General features: G+C 66.8%; 15 protein-coding genes and 1 tRNA gene. 4 read left to right on the top strand and 12 right to left on the bottom strand.

The features are described 5' to 3' along the window. Positions 1–17: 17 nt before the first annotated feature. Positions 18–845 carry a type I methionyl aminopeptidase gene (gene map, locus LZ586_RS06770; protein ID WP_235078970.1) on the bottom strand — a complete coding sequence of 276 codons (828 nt, stop codon included), beginning with the start codon at positions 843–845 and terminating at the stop codon, positions 18–20. A 53-nt stretch (positions 846–898) separates the two neighbouring features. On the opposite strand from map, the gene LZ586_RS06765 reads away from it, so the two are divergent. Continuing rightward, the gene (locus tag LZ586_RS06765; protein WP_235078969.1) at positions 899–1,654 is read left to right on the top strand and encodes a competence/damage-inducible protein A; all 756 of its coding nucleotides are present in this window, start codon (positions 899–901) and stop codon (positions 1,652–1,654) included. Between the two features lie 10 nt (positions 1,655–1,664). On the opposite strand, the gene LZ586_RS06760 is transcribed toward LZ586_RS06765, so the two are convergent. The 4 genes from LZ586_RS06760 to kaiC form a co-directional block, all read right to left on the bottom strand. Continuing rightward, a complete protein-coding gene (locus LZ586_RS06760; RefSeq protein WP_235078968.1) occupies positions 1,665–3,062 on the bottom strand; it encodes a M20/M25/M40 family metallo-hydrolase in 1,398 nt (465 codons plus the stop codon). An 81-nt stretch (positions 3,063–3,143) separates the two neighbouring features. Next, on the bottom strand, positions 3,144–4,619 hold the full coding sequence (locus LZ586_RS06755) for a sensor histidine kinase (RefSeq protein WP_235078967.1): 1,476 nt from the start codon (positions 4,617–4,619) through the stop codon (positions 3,144–3,146). A gap of 1 nt (position 4,620) precedes the next feature. After that, entirely contained in the window at positions 4,621–4,905 is a 285-nt protein-coding gene (locus LZ586_RS06750; protein ID WP_235078962.1) for a circadian clock KaiB family protein, read from the bottom strand. 14 nt (positions 4,906–4,919) lie between these two features. Beyond that, a complete protein-coding gene (gene kaiC, locus LZ586_RS06745) occupies positions 4,920–6,599 on the bottom strand; it encodes a circadian clock protein KaiC (RefSeq protein ID WP_235078960.1) in 1,680 nt (559 codons plus the stop codon). A 219-nt stretch (positions 6,600–6,818) separates the two neighbouring features. Here kaiC and LZ586_RS06740 point away from each other — a divergent pair. After that, positions 6,819–6,892 (top strand) — tRNA-Gly (locus LZ586_RS06740). Positions 6,893–6,936: 44 nt separating this feature from the next. Here the strand turns inward: LZ586_RS06740 and LZ586_RS18125 are convergent. From LZ586_RS18125 to LZ586_RS06715, 6 genes are all read right to left on the bottom strand, one after another. Continuing rightward, positions 6,937–7,071 carry a hypothetical protein gene (locus LZ586_RS18125; protein ID WP_261346040.1) on the bottom strand — a complete coding sequence of 45 codons (135 nt, stop codon included), beginning with the start codon at positions 7,069–7,071 and terminating at the stop codon, positions 6,937–6,939. A gap of 134 nt (positions 7,072–7,205) precedes the next feature. Then, a complete protein-coding gene (locus tag LZ586_RS06735) occupies positions 7,206–7,544 on the bottom strand; it encodes a hypothetical protein (protein ID WP_235078955.1) in 339 nt (112 codons plus the stop codon). A 19-nt stretch (positions 7,545–7,563) separates the two neighbouring features. Further along, positions 7,564–8,682, bottom strand: coding sequence for a glycosidase (locus LZ586_RS06730; RefSeq protein WP_235078954.1), 1,119 nt, complete (start codon positions 8,680–8,682; stop codon positions 7,564–7,566). Beyond that, the gene (locus LZ586_RS06725; protein WP_235078952.1) at positions 8,679–9,458 is read right to left on the bottom strand and encodes an SDR family oxidoreductase; all 780 of its coding nucleotides are present in this window, start codon (positions 9,456–9,458) and stop codon (positions 8,679–8,681) included. Before LZ586_RS06725 ends, LZ586_RS06730 begins: the two co-directional genes overlap by 4 nt. Before the next feature lie 61 nt (positions 9,459–9,519). After that, positions 9,520–11,760, bottom strand: a complete 2,241-nt coding sequence (locus LZ586_RS06720) for a hypothetical protein (protein ID WP_235078951.1) — start codon at positions 11,758–11,760, stop codon at positions 9,520–9,522. Between the two features lie 38 nt (positions 11,761–11,798). Further along, on the bottom strand, positions 11,799–13,307 hold the full coding sequence (locus LZ586_RS06715; protein ID WP_235078949.1) for an MFS transporter: 1,509 nt from the start codon (positions 13,305–13,307) through the stop codon (positions 11,799–11,801). Between the two features lie 110 nt (positions 13,308–13,417). Here LZ586_RS06715 and LZ586_RS06710 point away from each other — a divergent pair, with 110 nt between their 5' ends. Both LZ586_RS06710 and LZ586_RS06705 read left to right on the top strand, forming a co-directional pair. Further along, positions 13,418–14,266 (top strand): diacylglycerol/lipid kinase family protein, encoded by an 849-nt coding sequence (locus tag LZ586_RS06710; RefSeq protein ID WP_235078947.1) that lies wholly within the window; start codon positions 13,418–13,420, stop codon positions 14,264–14,266. Beyond that, on the top strand, positions 14,263–15,009 hold the full coding sequence (locus tag LZ586_RS06705; protein WP_235078946.1) for a metallophosphoesterase family protein: 747 nt from the start codon (positions 14,263–14,265) through the stop codon (positions 15,007–15,009). Before LZ586_RS06710 ends, LZ586_RS06705 begins: the two co-directional genes overlap by 4 nt. A gap of 125 nt (positions 15,010–15,134) precedes the next feature. Here LZ586_RS06705 and LZ586_RS06700 read toward each other — a convergent pair whose 3' ends face one another. Then, on the bottom strand, positions 15,135–16,514 hold the full coding sequence (locus LZ586_RS06700; protein WP_235078945.1) for a DUF1501 domain-containing protein: 1,380 nt from the start codon (positions 16,512–16,514) through the stop codon (positions 15,135–15,137). Positions 16,515–16,519: the final 5 nt, after the last annotated feature.

The raw sequence follows: 16,519 nt of genomic DNA, 5'->3' as shown, positions 1-16,519 counted from the left end.
GCTCCGCCTCGACCGCATCAATAGGGTGGGCGATCCAGTCCTGCCGGGCTCTGCGTGAAGATCTCGCACCCGTCGTCGGTGATGCCGATCGAATGCTCGAACTGGGCGGACAGCGAGCGGTCGCGGGTAACCGCCGTCCAGCCGTCGTCGAGCACCTTCACGTCGGCGCGGCCGATGTTGATCATCGGCTCGACGGTGAAGATCATGCCGGGGCGAAGCTCGGGTCCGGTGCCGGGGCGGCCGACATGAACCACCTCGGGCGCATCGTGGAAGACCTGCCCGATGCCGTGGCCGCAGAAATCGCGAACCACGCCATAGCGGTGCTTCTCGGCATGACGCTGAATCGCATGGCTGATGTCGCCCAGATGGTTACCCGGCTTTGCCTGCTCCAAACCGAGCATCAGGCATTCATAGGTGACGTCGACCAGCCGCCGCGCCTTGATCGGTACGTCTCCGGCCAGGTACATGCGGCTGCTGTCGCCGTGCCAGCCGTCGAGCAGCGGCGTCACGTCCACGTTCAGGATGTCGCCATCCTTGAGCGTGCGCGCGTCGGACGGAATGCCGTGGCACACGACATGGTTGATCGAGATGCAGCTCGAATGCGTGTAGCCGCGATAGCCCAGGGTGGCCGGCACTGCGCCGGCATCGAGCGTCATCGACCGGACGATCTCGTCCAGCGCCTGGGTGGAGACACCCGGCACGACGTGCGGCACCAGCGCGTCCAGGATCTCGGCTGCCAGCCGCCCCGCCTTGCGCATGCCGGCGAAACCCTCTGGGCCATGCAGCTTGATGGCATTCGTGCGGGCGTGCGGCGTGTCGGGGGTGACGGTCACATATTCGGTCATGCGCGGCCATATAGGCGTTTGCACCGCGGTTTGCGAGATCGTACGGCTACCCAATGGGCGAGCGCATCTGGACGGCGGCACTGGCGGTGATCGGGGACGAAATCCTGTCCGGCCGCACGCAGGACAAGAACGTGGCACAGCTGGCCAGCTGGCTGAACGTGCAGGGCATCAGGCTCGCCGAAGTGCGCATCGTGCCCGACGTCGAAGGCGCGATCGTCGAGGCGGTGAACGCGCTGCGCGCACGCAACGACTACCTCTTCACCACCGGCGGCATCGGCCCGACGCATGACGACATCACCGTCGATGCCATCGCCGCGGCGCTTGGCGTACCCGTTGTCGTCCATCCGCAAGCGCGCGCGGCGCTGGAGGACTATTACGCGACACGCGGCGGGCTCACCGACGCGCGGCTGCGTATGGCGCGGGTGCCGGAGGGCGCCGACCTGATCCCCAACCGCATGTCGGGCGCGCCGGGTATCCGCCACGGCAACATCTTCATCCTGGCCGGCGTGCCGCACATCGCCGCCGGCATGCTCGACGCGCTGACCGGTTCGCTCGAGGGCGGGCTACCGGTGCTCGCCCGCACGCTCGGCGCCTGGGTCGCCGAGAGCGAGATCGCCGACCTGCTGCGCCACACCGAGCGCGCCCATGCCGGGGTTTCGATCGGCAGCTACCCGTTCTTCCGCGAAGGCCGGGTCGGCGCGAACTTCGTGGTGCGCGCGACGGATCAAGGCATGCTCGACGCCTGTGCCGACGCCCTGCTCGCCGCGTTGGAAGCGCAGGGCAGGGCACCGGTCGAGGGCGGGATCTGATTGCGGATCGCTACTTGGCCAGCCCGGTCAGCAGCGTCTTGTAATAGGTAATCGACGGCGTGATCTCGCTCAGCGGCGTGCGCTCGTTCAGTCCGTGCGAGAAGCTGTCGGATGACTTCATGAAGATCGGGCTGACGCCATAGCTCGGCACGCCCCTGGCGCGGAACCACATGCTGTCGCTCGCCCCCGCCGCCATGACCGGTACGATCGGCACGTCCTTGAAGCGCGCATGCACCGCGCGGGTAACCAGCTGCATCAGGTCGGCCCGCATCGGCGAAGCGTCGCTGGCGACCGTGCCGCTGTCGATATAGCGCACCTTCACTTCCGGATCGGCTACCACTTCGCTGAGCCGGGCCTGAATCTGCTCGACCGAGGTGCCGGGAAAGATGCGGCAATTGACTGTCGCCGTCGCGCGCTGGGGCAGGGCGTTGGGGGCATGTCCCGCCGCGACCATCGTCGCGACGCAGGTCGTGCCGGTCTGCCCGATCAACCCTGGATCGGCGCGCAGCGCTGCCCGCGCCTCCAGGTCGTTCGGATTGGCGGCGAACCGGCGCATCGCCTCGGCGATCTTGGGATCCTTGGCCTGCGCCGCAGAGGCGCGCCAGCTCGCCTTTGTCACTTCATTCACTTGGCCGGGAAACTCATGGTCCCCCAAGCGCTCCAATGCGCGGGCGAGCTGATAGATCGCGTTCGGCTTGCGCGGCGCGCTTGAATGGCCACCCGGGTTGGTGACGCTCAGCTCGTAATCGCCATAGGTCTTTTCGGCACCCTGCAGTCCGAAGATCACGGGTTTGCCGCTCTCGTCCAGCTCGCCGCCGCCGCCATCGATGTTGAGCAGCAGCTCTGCGTCGTGATATTGATCTGCGAGGGCGGCTGTCGTCTTCATCGCGGTCTCTTCGTCGCCCGACAGCAGCAGGACGATGTCGCGGCCCGGCTTGAATCCTTCGCGCTTCAACTGCACGAGCGTCGCGGTGAGCGTCGAGAGGTCGTACTTCATGTCGCTGGCACCGCGGCCAAAGATATAGCCATTCTCGATGATCGGCGTGAACGGGTCGCGCTCCCAGTCGGCGGGCTTGGCCTCGACCACGTCCATATGGCCGGAGATCAGGATCGGCTTCGCGCCGTTCGCCGCTTTGCCGGTCCCGCGATAGCGCGCAACCAGATAGGCCGTATCCCCCAGTCTCTCGACGCGCACATCGTCGTTCGCGAAGCCGCCGGCGACGAGCACGCCCTTGAGGTAGGTGGCGTAGTCGAAGGTCTGGTTGCCCGCGCCCGCCACCGTGCGGAACGCGATGCCGCGCTTGAGCAGATCCAGCGCCTGCGCCTCGGCCTGCGGGTTCGACTGCGCCTGGGCCGTACCGGCGATCAGCGCCAAACCAAGAAGTGCCGAAACGCCCGAAACCCGCATGCCCGATCTCCCGATGTGAAGGCTGGCGACGCTACTGGCCATTCGGGTCAGGTCAACACGTGAACGGGCCCGCCAAGGGCATCAGGGGTGCCGCGCCTGTTCCGCGCCCACATACATGCGGCAGACCAGCCCCTCCGGGCGGAACTCCACCTTGGTGCTCTTTTGGCCGTGCTGGCCCAGGCCGCGGGCGATCACCGTCTGGCCGAACCCCATCTTCTCGGGAACGCTGACCGCCGGCCCGCCATCTTCCTGCCAGATGATCTCGGTGATGTCGCCGACGGCGGATGCGCTGATCGCGATGCGCCCGGTTTCGTTCGACAGCGCGCCATATTTCACGGCGTTGGTCACCAGCTCGTGGAAGATCAGCCCCAGCGCCACTGCCGCGTCGGGCACCACTCGAACGGCGACACCCTCCAGCCGCACGCGTTCGCTGCCGACGGTGACATAGGGCGCCAGCTCGGCATTGATCAGTTCCTCCAGCGTCAGCCCATCCCAAACGCCGTCGGCAAGCAGGGTGTGCGTCGCGGCGAGCGCCTGGAGCCGCTGCCCGAACGAGACGCGGAAATCGGCCATGTCCTTCGCGCCGGAAATGGTGCGGTTGGCGATCGACATCACCAGCGTCAGCGTATTCTTCACGCGGTGGGTGAGTTCGCCCATCAGCAGCGCTTGACGCTTTTCGGTCGCGCGGCGCTCGGTCACGTCGGCCATCGTGACGATGCAGCCATAGATCGTCTCGCCCGACTGCCGCAGCGGCCCTGCGCTCAGCAGGACATCCTGGGTACGTCCGTCCAGCGTCAGCGTGGCTTCCACCCCGCGCACGGCCGTGCCCGCCAGCGCCACCCCGATCAGGTCGCTCCCGACCATCAGGCCCGAACTCAATGCGAATGCGAGCGGAAACGCTTCGTCGAACGGCTTGCCGATCGTGCTACCGTCGTGGAAATGGCGCACCCCGGCATTGGCATGCGTGACGCGGCCGTCGCGGTTGCACACGACGACGGCTTCGTTCGAAGACGCCATGATCGCGCGGCCGATGCGGTCGCTCTCATGCGCGGCAGCCGCTTCGATCCGTTCGGTGACGTCGGTGAAGGTGAGCGCATGGCCATGCCCGAAGCCCAAAGCGACCGGCGCGGCGGTCACCTCGACATGGCAGTATCCGCCGGCGCAGGGCAGGGCGACCTGCCGGCTGCGGCGATTGCCGTCGACTTCGGCGATCAGCGCGCGGACCGCGCGTGCGCCTTCCTCGCCCAGAGCGGCGAAGATGCCGTCCTGCTGCAGGTTCTTGGCGGTGCGGCCGAACATCCCGCACAGGGCCGAATTTGCGTAGATCAGCGCGCCGTCGCCATCCAGCGCGGCCGCGCCGATGTCCATCGCCTCCATGAAGGCGCGGTAGCTGTCCTGCCCGCCCAGCGCGAAGACTTCGTCCGATTGGGCGCCGCGTACCACCAGCGCATCGACTTCACCGTCGCGGATCGCGCGCAGCGTATCCTCGGCCTCGGCCAGGCGGCGGCGGAGATCGGCTTCGCGATCCTCGATACGCGTCGGCTCGGCAGTCGCCATCTCAGCCTTCGACCTTGAGATGGACCAGGACCTTTTCCTCGTCCGACAGATCGCCGATGATCTTCGCGACGGGGACGGGCAGCGAGCGGACCAGGGTGGGGATGGCGACGATATTGTGCTCGCGCGCAAGCTGCGGATGCTGGCGCAGATCGATCACTTCGACTTCGACTTCGCCCGCCATGTGCTCGGACGCGATCCGCTCGAGATTGCGGATCGCCGCGACCGACTTGGGTGTCTGTCCCGCGACATAGAGCGTGAGCTTCAACGGCGTTCGTGTTTCTTCCATGTCTCGTCCCTTGGTCACGCCTTGCCCGCTCCGCGGCTTGCGGCCATCTCCGCTGCGTCGACCTTTACCTGGGTAAGATAGCTATTTTCCTGATCGACGATGCTTTTCAGTTCGATTTCATCGGCTTCCAGTTCGGCGGTGAGCACTTCAATCTGTGCTTCGGTGCGCCGGCGGCGCTGGGCGATCTTCTCCTGCAGCCGCGCAATTTCGGCAGTGCGAACGGCTTCCTCGCGGCGGGTGCGCGCTTCCTCATAGCGCCGGGACGATCCGGTGAGGGCACCGGCAGCGCCGAGATAGGGTTCGATCAGGCGGATGCCGCTGGCGCTCATCACGAACTCGCGGACCTGGTTCGAATGCGAGATGCCGCGCGCCTTGAGCAGATAGAGCTCGCGGTTGAACTCACCATGGACTTCGCGATTGAGCAGCAGGATCCATGCATCCATCAGCGAGGACAGGCCGGCATCCGTCTTGGCTTCGCCCTGGGCATGGGTGAGGTGCGTGAAGACGCCGGTGATCCCCTTGCTCTTGAGATAGTCGATCATCCGCAGCAGCATCGACTGCACTTCGAGCGGATCGCCCATATCGATGAAGGCGGAAATCGGATCGAGCACGACGAGCGACGGCTGGAAGCGCTCGATCTCGCGCAGCATCACCGCGAGATGGGTCTCGAGGCTGTAGAAGGTCGGGCGCGCCGCGATGCAGGCGAGCAGCCCGGCATCGATGCAGGGCTGAAGATCCATGCCGATCGAGCGCATGTTGCGCACGGTCTGCTGCTCAGATTCCTCGAAGGAGAAATAGAGCGCGCGCTCGCCGCGCTGGCAGGCGGCGTGCGCGAAGGACGCGCTGATCGTGCTCTTGCCCGAGCCGGCGACGCCGCTCAGCAGCACCGAGCTGCCGCGGTGGAAGCCGCCGCCCGAGAGCATCGCGTCGAGATCGTCGATCCCGCTGGCGATCCGCTCGTCGAACACGCGGTGCCCCAGCCCGAGCGAGCTGACCGGCAGCACGCTGAAGCCGTCCTCGCCGATCAGGAAGGGATATTCGTTGGTGCCATGCGCAGTGCCGCGATATTTGACGATGCGCAGGCGGCGGGTCGAGACCTGGTTGTGGACGCGGTGATCGAGCAGGATCACGCAGTCCGAGACATATTCCTCCAGCCCCTGGCGCGTGAGCGAACCGTCGCCCCGTTCGCCGGTGATCACTGCGGTGAGGCCTTTTTCCTTCAGCCAGTCGAACAGGCGGCGGATTTCGGCGCGCAGGATCGCGGGGTTCTGGAAGGCGGAGAACAGGCTCTCTATCGTATCGAGCACGATGCGCTTGGCGCCGATCTCGTCGACGGCCAGCTCCAGCCGGAGGAACAATGCTTCGAGGTCATAGTCGCCGACTTCGGCGAGCTCGGCCGGATTGATCGAGACATGCTCGATATGGATCTTCTTCTGCGCGACCAGATCGCCGAGCCCGAAGCCGAGCGAGGCGACATTGTCGACGATATCGACCGGGCGCTCCTCGAAGGTCACGAAGACGCCGGGCTCGCCTTCTTCGCGTGCGCCGTTGATCAGGAAGGTCGACGCGAACAGCGTCTTGCCGCACCCGGCCGATCCGCACACCAGGGTCGGCCGTCCGCTCGGCAAACCGCCCAGCGTCAGATCGTCGAACCCGGTGATGCCCGTCCGTGCCTTGTTGATCCCGTCCGTCACGATGCCGCAAACTCCATGCTTCGGCCCGGGCTTAGGTCAGGAGCGGCATTGCAGCAACTCACCTGGATCAAACGCGGCGGCGAGGCCCCGCGCGATCGGCATATCAACTGCGGAGGGGCGCCGAATCTGCGTTGACGATACCGTCCGCGCCGTGGCACTTGGCCTGTCTCGCGCCGGCCTGTCGGGCGGAACGCGAGCAGAGCAGCCGAGTGCTGCCGTGCGGGTGTAGCTCAATGGTAGAGCAGAAGCTTCCCAAGCTTACGACGAGGGTTCGATTCCCTTCACCCGCTCCATCTCTATCATCGCCCGGCGGACGGCGCGTGAAGCGGGCCTCGGCTCAGCCGCACTGCGCCTCATAGGCGGCCTGAACCGGGTCATATTGCACGGTCTGCATCGCGCGGAAGGTCTCCTGCTTTCGCAGCAGCGCGCGGGCGGGTTTGCGGCGAAGCTTCCGAAGCCAATTCAGCGACACAGGGGCTCTCCCGATCAAGATTGCCGATCTTCACCCAGCGTATATTACGCCGCGGTTAAGGGCCTTCTACGCACTTCCCCGCCGCAGCGGAGCGGGCCGGGTGACTCGGAAGCTCACCCGTCCATCCCCGCGGATCAGCGCGCGCAGATTTTCACGCGGGTGTTGATCCAGCAGCCCTTGCTCCAGCGGACGCTGCCCAGCGGGTCGCCGGCCCGGTTGTCGTTCGGGTCGGCGTTCCAGCTCGCCTCGCCGCGGCCCGGCTTGCCTTCGCTCACCTGTGCGAAGTGCGAGCGGCGCGGCTTGCCGCCGTCCCAGGTGTTGAGCGTATAGCTCTTCCCACCCAGCGGGAAGACACGGCACCGGGCGTTCACATGCACCTTGCCGTCGACCCGCAAATAGCATTGCCGCATCGCGGACCGGGCCGGCAGGGGGGCAGGGGCGGCGGCGATCAGCAGGGCAGCAGTCAGCAGCATGGACGTTCCTTGTTCCGCCTCAGCCGGCAAATGCCGACTTCGGGATGTGCGTGATGCGGCAGGCCAGGTCGGCCTCGCCGCTGGCGACGACATAGTGATCGCCCGCATCGGCTATACCGGTGGTGAACACCACGTCACGGACATACATCTTGTCCTCCAGCGGCCGGGTAAGCTCCGGATTCGCCTCCAACAGCGGCGGGTGCTGGGTGCGGACCACCTTGGTGGGATCGTCGCGGTCGAGGATAGACCAATAAGTGCGGTAGATGCCGACGATTTCCTTGGGCTCCACCCCGTGCCAGAGCGTCAGCCAGCCATCCTCGGTCAGGATCGGCGGCGTGCCCCCGCCCATCCGCGCCGTCGCGACGGTGGCCGAATGCGGGCGGATGCCGGGCTCGCGGTGCGGCTTCCAGTGCAGCGCATCGGGCGAGGTGGCTAGGTTGATCGACGGCCCCGCCCGCCATTCGCTTCCCGGCGGATAGGCGAAGTACAGATCACCGAGCGGCCGCGTCTGCGCCCAGAACTTGCCCCGGACCTTCCCTTCGAAGATCAGCATGTCCTTGTTCTGATGATCGAGCACGATGTCCTCGAGCACATAATCGAGGCCGTTGTCCGAACTGTACAGCGTCGTGCAATGCCGCTCGGGGCTGACCGAGCAGGTCGTCATCAGCCAGCGGCCATCGACTTTCGACACGCGCGCATCCTCGACGCCATAGCATTGGAACCCCGCCTGGGGCGTGATCGCCTTGTCATAATGGACCGCGACAACCTCCAGCCCGTCGGGAGTAAGCTCGACTGGTAGGATCCAGGAGAGCGAGGTCAGCGCCATCACGCGCCAACGCCCGCCATGGATCAGGAATTTGCGCGGATCGGCGGTGTCGACCAGCTCCAGCGGCCAGGCGTCGAGCACATAGGCGCCATCCTCCCAGCGGATCGCATGAACATGCCCGTCGAAAATCGGCTTGCGCAGCGCTTCGGCGATGCGGACGAACATCGCGAGATTGCCGTTGGGCAGCCGCGTCAGCCCGGGGTTGAACGCGCCCAGCACATAGGTCTCGGCATCGAGATGCCCGGCGAGCGGCGACCGGGAGAGGTCGACATCGTCCGGTCCGAAGACGAGCCGATCGGTGTCGAAGGTCATCGGGTCTGGAGGCGCGGTTCTACCCGCATCAGCGAGACGACGGTGCGGCGCGGCTGCGTGAGCATGAAATGCGCCGCGGCGGCGATATCCTCGGCGCGCAGCATGTCCCCCGCCTCGATCATCTCGCGCTGCTTCTCGGGCGGGATGTCGGGCAGCTGCATGTCGGAGCCGGTGAGGCCCGGCTCGATATTGCCGACCTTGATGTCCTTTTCGGCCAGTTCCTTGCGTAGCGCTTCGGCGAATGCCTCGACCCCGGTCTTGGTCGCGACATAGACAGTGGAGCCGCCGCCGCGCGACACCGACGACATCGACCCGATGAAGACGATGTCGCTGCCGGCCTGCATACGGTCGACAGCCGCCTTGGCCACGGTCATGTGCGAGGTGAGGTTGGTGTCAACGGTGTAGCGGATGGTTGCCGCATCGGTGTCGTCCAGCCCGTCGGCGGCGATGCCGGCATTGATCACCGCAATGTCCACGCCCCCCAGATAGCGTTCGCCTTCGGCCACGAAGCGATCGACCCCTTCCTGGGTCGCAAGGTCCACTGCCACCCCGCTGCCATCGCCAACTTCGCGGATCCGGGCAAGCGCATCTTCCAGATGCTCGGGCGTGCGTCCGCAGACGAACACCTTGGCGCCTTCGGACGCGAGCAGCACGGCGATGGCCCGGCCGATGCCGGTGGTGCCGCCGGTCACCAGCGCGCGGCGGCCGGCGAGGCTCGGCTGCCGGGTGTGTGCGTCGGTGGCATCGTGGGCGGAGGGTTCGGCGAGATCGGGCATGGCGGCTCCGGTGATTGCGGACGGTTGCGCGAACAAGGAATGGGCGCCGCTTAGGTTCCGGTCACCACGCTATGCTGATCCGACCGTTCGCCGGAACGTGAAACTCGATCCGGTTCTCGCCCGCCGCCCGGCCTACCAGGCGATCGCCGCCCATCGTCTGGACGGTCAAATCGGGCAGCTTCGCCTTCTTCTCCGGGAGGATGCACAGGCGTGCCGTGCAGCCCTCGGTGCCGCCGAGCTGGAAGTTGAGCGCGCGCTCGCCCGGCCGATCGCTGGCCAGCAGGAAATGGTCGCAGAACAGGCTGAAAGGTGCGTTGCTCACAGGGTGGAAGGTGCGGCTGGCGAAGACGAAGGCCGCGCCCGCGCCATAGATTTCCTGGCCGACCTGACCCGCCTGCTGCCCGTCGACATACAAATCCTCGACCGGGAAGGAGAGGGCGCGATCGACATAGCTGTTGCGGACATTCTCGCTGGCCACGACCTCTTCGGGCAGCGCATCGGGATAGTAATACCAGGCGCGGTCGAGCGCGTAGCGGCAATATTCGCTGAGCAGCAGCCGCACCGCGGGCTCAAGATCGGGTCCGCTGTCCTTTAGATAGCGCTCGAAAGCGGCGAAGCTCTCAAAGCACTCGTACATCGCCATGTACGGCGCGTCGTGCAGCGCAGTGACGCCCAGGAAGTTGCGGTAATGCTTGGCGTGCGCGATCTCGGATTCCCACATCGCCGCATTGTGGAAGAAGCTGGCGAGATAGACGTAGCTCTGTTCGAGATACGCTTCGTTGTTGGTGATCCGCCACAGCCGCATGCATGCCGCCGCGCCCCAGGCGGTGAGGTTCGCCTGGTAATTGAGCTCGAAGCGCATGCCGCGCGCGGCATCGATCGCGGTGCGGGCTTCGTCGAGGAAGCGCTTGTCGTCGGTCAGTTCGAACGCCTGGAGCATGACATAGGCATAGATGCCGCCGACATCGGTCTGGCCCAGCCCGGCGTCGTCGCGCGCGGCGGTGATGACCGAGAAGTCGGTGACATTATACTGGATCGGCCAGCGATAGTCGAAATGGTGCGCCGCCTCGATCCCGAAATCGACCGAGTCCAGGAACAGCTTGTGCGCGCGCTCGTCGCCGTCGATCGCCAGCCGGCCCAGGTTCATCAGCGGATGATAGAGATACCAGCTGTCGACCGCGTCCTTCTCCTTGTCGGCGCCGACATTGGGCAGATAGCGGCGCATCGTGCGCAGCTTGGGATCGTAGAATTTGCGCAGCCCTGCCTTTAGCTCGCCGAGCAGCGGGATCTCTTCCTTCTTCCACGCCTCATAGTCGCGGATCGATGCCAGCACCGACATCTGGACCATCGAGTCCGGATATTCGGTTGCAGTGTAGGGATGGATGTAGCGGAAGCCGTAATGGCGGATCGTCGCCTGCGGCGCCTCGTCCAGGTCGCGGAGCGAGCGCTCGGCGCGGTCGACCCAATCGTGAAATTCGGTCTTGGGCAGTTCGAGCCGGCGATAGATCGCGCCGAGCAGCATGAGGTAGCGATGCGCCATCGCCGTCTCGTCGCCGCCGGCATCGTCGTGGAAGGCGAGATAGGTGTCGAGGATCGCGATGTCTTCGCCCTCGGGCAGTCCCTTGAGCGAGGGCTCGCCTTGCTGCGGCGCGGTCGGCGGCAGATAGCCGAGCTCGGGCCATTCCCCGCCCACGGCGCCATCGGGCGTGGTTCCGGTGGCCTCGAAATAGGGGTTCAGCGTCGTGAAGTTCTGGAAATACAGCGTGCTGCCGAAATCGGGTTCGGTCATCCGGAAATAGCTGACGCCGGCGTTCATGCCGCGCTGCCCGGCCTCGACCTGGCCCACCGCCAGCGCCGGATCGTCGCCTTCGCCCAGCGGGTAGAGGTCGCGCGGCAGATAGGGAACGAGCAGCGGCACCTGCGGGCGGAGCGTGGTGGTCACGCGCAGGATCGGAATGGCATCCTCGTGCAGCCGGATTGCCACGGTCTGCCGGCCGAGCACCGTGTCGAACTCGAGGCGCAGCGTTTCGTCGCCCTGGGTGCGCCGCTTGCGCACCTCGCCGCAGCCGCCCGGCGCATGCGCCGCACGCAGCGCCAGCCCGCCGCGTCCTTCGCGTCGGATGAGGATCCACAACGCGTCGCGCCCCGAACGGACTTCGATCGTGCGGTCGCCGAGCGGCAGCGCCGCCACTTCGTCCATGCTGCCGTTGCGCAGTTCCTCGCGCAGCAGGAGGACATTGGGCGTGACGCCGGGAAGCTTGCCAGCCGCGGACCGGGCGGGAAGAGTCATGGTCTTGGTCATCGAAGATCAACCTCCGGGGTTTGCAGCGGTTTCCAAAGCTAATCTCGATCAGCGAAGCGCTGGCGCCGCAGGAAGCGCGCCCGCAGCGATGCGTCACGAAGGAAGCTGGCGGGAAGGTCGGTGAGGCCACGCAGGCCTGCGACGGTGGAGATGTTGCGGACCGTGCGGCGCGTTCCGAACAGCATCTGCTGGACCATCTCGCGCCGGCGGATCTCGCCGCTCTCCTGGACGAGCGCGAGGCGGTGGAGCGCATAGAGCCCCAGCACGCCGGCGATCAGGAAGTAGAAATCCCATTGCGACAGCCGTAGCGGCGACACCAGCGCGACGCCCTCGGGGCTGGTCCAGCGCAGCAGCAGCTCGAACCGGCGCAGGCGAAAGAAGTCCGCGAACGCTCCACCGAGGATCGGGGCGACGCCGGCAGCAAGAGCCGTCGCGAGCCCCGCGGTCGCGACATAGGCAGTCGACGAACCCTTGGGCGAAAGCTTGAGCGCGATGCTGGTGGTGGCCAGCGTCGCGCCCGCCACGGCGCCTCCCATGAACAGGTGCAGCACCACCAGGTACGCGACCAGCCACGGCCCGTGATCGATCTGCGAGGCGCCGATCATCGCGACGATGCACAGGATATAGGTCGGCGCGGCCACCAGCAGCACCGACTTGTTGGCGAAGCGATCGGCAAGCGCCCCCCAATTGCGCAGCGCGATCAGGTTGGAAAGCTGGCTGACGACGCTCAGCACCATGACGAAGGTCATGTCGAAGCCGAGCTGCTGGACGATGAAGACCGTGAAGAACGGCGTCGCCAGGTTGATCGCGAATTGCCAGGCGGCGAGGAAGATCGTCAGCTGGCGGAAATTGCGGTCGGCCAGCGGCTCGCGCAACAGCCCGGCCAATCCCAGCTTCACGTCCGGCTGCGGCGGCATCGCAGGCTCGGGGATGCGCGCGGTCAGCCAGGCGCTGACCAGCCCCGACAGGAAGCCCAGGCCGTACAGCGCGCCGAAGGTAACGCTGCGCCACCACGATCCTTCGGGCGTGCGGTCGAGCACCACTGCCGCGGCGATGCCCGCCACCAGGCTGATCGCCGGCGCGAAACCGCTCCGCCGCGCGAACACCCAGCCGAGCTTGTCCTCAGGCGCCAAGTCGCGCATCCACGCGCTCCACGCACAGCTTCCCACCGCCGCCATCCCGCACAGCACCAGCTGCCCCAGAATCAGCGCCGCGATCGCCAGTTCGTGCGGCAGGAACGCCGACAATGCCATCAGCGCCAGCATGCCGCGCCCGATCAGGCTGGAGACGACCGAGATCAGCTTGCGCTGCCGCAGCCGCTCGACCAGCAGGATCGTCGGCGCCTGGAGCAGCTGGCCGAGAAACGGTGCCGAAGCGAGCACTCCGATCACCAGGTTCGATGCGCCCAGATGCAGCGCGAACGCCGTCAGGATCACGCCGCTGGTCAGCGCCGTTGTGGTGCTGGCGAACGCGGACTCAGTGACGAGCTGGCGCAGCGCGTGGTCGCGTTCCGCCTCGCTGACGCTTTGCTGTGCCCTGAGCGTCATTCGCCCGCCTTGTCCTCCTAGTGCGAGACCGCTGAAAGATTTTGTGCGGCGCCGGTTCCACGCTTGCTGCACCGCAGGGACCAAAAGCCGCTTCGCGCGTTGCGGGGGCCATGGAAAAGCTGTGGTTCATCACCAATCCGAACTCAGGGTCTGCAACGCGCCCCAAATGCGAGGCGCTCGAGGCCGTGTTCGAGGAGCGCGGGCTGACGCTCGCCGGGCGCACCGAATTTCCAGACCAGGAGCTGCCCACGCCCGCTACGCTTGAAGAGGCCGGGGTGGATACCGCGGTGCTGTTCGCCGGCGACGGCACGATCAACGCCGCGCTGCGGGCGCTGGAACAATGGAACGGCGCCTTCCTGATCCTGCCCGGCGGCACGATGAACCTGCTCGCCAAGGGGCTGCACAGCGAAACCGATCCGCACAAGATCGTCCACGCCGCGCATGCGTGCGACCGGCGCGTCGCGCTGCCTTATGTCGAGGCGGGCAAGCACCGCGCGTTCGTCGGCCTGATCCTCGGCCCGGCGGCATCCTGGTTCCGGGCGCGCGAAGCGGTACGCGAAGGCAAGGTCGGGCATCTGTTCGGCGCCGCCCGCGCCGCGCTCCGCCGCACCTTCGGCAACCGCGGCATCCGCGTCGACGGCGCCAAGGGCCTGGGCGACCATTACCAGGCGGTGTTCGTCACGCCCGATCTCCAGGGCCTCGAAGTCACCGCCGTCGACGCCCGCGACTGGGGCTCGATCGTGCAGCTCGGCTGGGACTGGATGACTGGCGACTGGGTCGCCGCGCGCGCCGTCACGCAGACCCGCGCCGACCGGCTCAAGGTGCGCGGCAAGCGCCGCGTGCTCGCCTTGTTTGACGGCGAACCCGTCACGCTCGATCCCCATGAGACGATCAAGGCCGGCAAGAGCCTGGAAACCTTCATCGCCACCCGCACCGACCCGGAGGTCCCCGCCGCATGACTCGCATCTTCCACGTCAGCGACGTCCATTTCGGCCGCGAGGATACCGAGGCGGTCGAATGGTTCGACCGCAAGGTGCAGCAGGAAAAGCCCGACGCCATCATCATGACCGGCGATCTCACCATGCGCGCCCGCTCGGCGGAATTCGCCGCCGCCGCCAAATGGCTGCAAGGGTTCGACGTGCCGGTAACGGTGGAAGTCGGCAATCACGATCTGCCTTACTTCAATCTCTTCGCGCGCATGTTCACCCCCTACAAGCGCTACAAGACGCTCGAGCGCATGATCGAGAAGCCGCTCGACGTGAAGGGCGTCGCGGTTGTCCCGCTCAAGACCACCGCCCGCTTCCAGCTCCGCACCAACTGGTCGAAAGGCTATGTCAGCACGCATGCGCTCCAGAAGTCGCTGGCGCTGGCCGAGGCGGTGCCCGCCGGCAATCTGCTCTTCATCGCCGCGCACCATCCGCTGATCGAGGCGGGCACCCGCGCCACGTCGATGACGCGCCACGGCCGTCAGGCGCTCGACGCGCTGGCGCAGACCGGCGCGCACGCCGTGCTGTCGGGCCATGTCCACGATCCGTTCGACGTCGAGCACCAGGTGAACGGCCGCACCGTCCGCCTGATCGGCGCCGGCACCCTGTCCAAGCGCACCCGTGACAAGCCGCCTTCGTTCAACGAGATCCAGATCGACGGCAGCAGCTTCCAGACCATCGCCCGCTTCAAGGGCGAGGACCCGGTCCCCCTCTGAAATCCTCCTCGGCACGGGGAGGGGGACCACGCGCAGCATGGTGGAGGGGGCTCGCCTGAGGACAGATCGCTAACAAAGATCCCGCCACGCCCAACGCGGTCTCGAATCCCCGATCTGGGCGAAGATCAGGCCCGGAATAGCCCCAGGGGCCCGCGCCCGCCGCCGCTCCACGTTCCCCAATTGGGGAACACATAGGGCATGTCCGCGTCCGCCACGCCGTGCCACCGCGCGATCGCGCCGATATATTCCTCCTGCGACACCGCCGGCACGAAGCGCCCGTCGCTGGCGATGTCGTTGGCCCCGCCCAGCACCGGATCGGGATAGGCGCCGAAGATGCCGCCCGGCGTCACATTGCCGCCCACCACCAGGTGGTTGCTGCCCCACGCATGGTCGGTGCCGTTCTGGGCATTGCCCTTGAAGGTCCGCCCGAAGTCGCTCATCGTGAAGGCAGTGACGTTCTCGGCCAGCCCGATTGCCCTCATCGCCTTGTAGAACCCAGCCAGCGCCATCGCCAGGTCGCGCAGCAGGGTGGCGTGAGTGCCGGTATCGTTGTTGCCGCCGCCGACCTGTCCCGAATGGTTGTCGAACCCGCCCTGGCTGACGAAGAAGGTCTGGCGGTTATGCCCCAGCGTGCCGCGCGCCTCGATCATCCGCGCCACGCGCATCAACTGACGCGCCACGTCGCTGGTCAGCGCCGCGCCCGTGTCCGGGTTGACGAAATAACCATCGACCGCGCTGGTGGCGGTGAGGATGCCGTTGGCGGTGTTCGCCTGGCCATAGGCGCCGGTCACGTCGCGCGCCGTCGCCTCAGTCATGATCCCGTAGGACGCGCCATTGGCGAACGCGTCGACCGCGGCGTTCTTGGCCAGGTTCGCCGCGCCCGAAGCGCCGCTGAAGCCGTTGCGGCCCAGCGTGCCGGTCGACGGCAGCACCAGCGCCGAGCTGGTCTTGCCAATTGTCGCCAGGTTGGACCCACCCAGCGAGATCATCGACGGCGTCGCGCTCGCGCCCGCCCGGTCGCTCAGCCGCCCCATGAAGCCATCGACGTTGAACTCGCGCGCGCGCAGCCCCTGCCAATGCGCCTGCTCGTCGGCATGGCTCATCAGGTTGCTCGGGCGCAGGTCTGCACGGCTCCTGTAGGTGTCCTTGGTCAGCGGCGCGAACAGCGTTCCCGCGTTCAGCACCAGCGCCAACCCGCCTTCGTCCCACACCGGCCGCAATGCGCTCATCGCCGGGTGCAGCGCATAGGTCGTGTTGGTCAGCGCGGTGAGCGCCGGCGCCTTGATGCCCACGCTGCCGCGCGACGCCAGATAGGTGGCATGCCGCGCGTCGGTCGGGATCACCATGTTCCAGCCGTCGTTGCCGCCGAACAGGAAGATGCCGACCATCGCCCGGTAGCTGCCGCTCGGTGCGGCCATGGCGGTGGTGCGGCCCAGCTGGCCGAAGGCGGCGAGCGCGCCGGCGCCCGCAGTCAGGCGCACGAATTCGCGGCGAGAGATCGTCATCTGGG

It is taken from the genome of Sphingomonas sp. S2-65 (assembly GCF_021513175.1).
Classification (GTDB): domain Bacteria; phylum Pseudomonadota; class Alphaproteobacteria; order Sphingomonadales; family Sphingomonadaceae; genus Sphingomonas.
The sequence above is the reverse complement of the archived record's forward strand: the minus strand, read 5'-3'. Positions and strand labels throughout refer to the sequence as shown.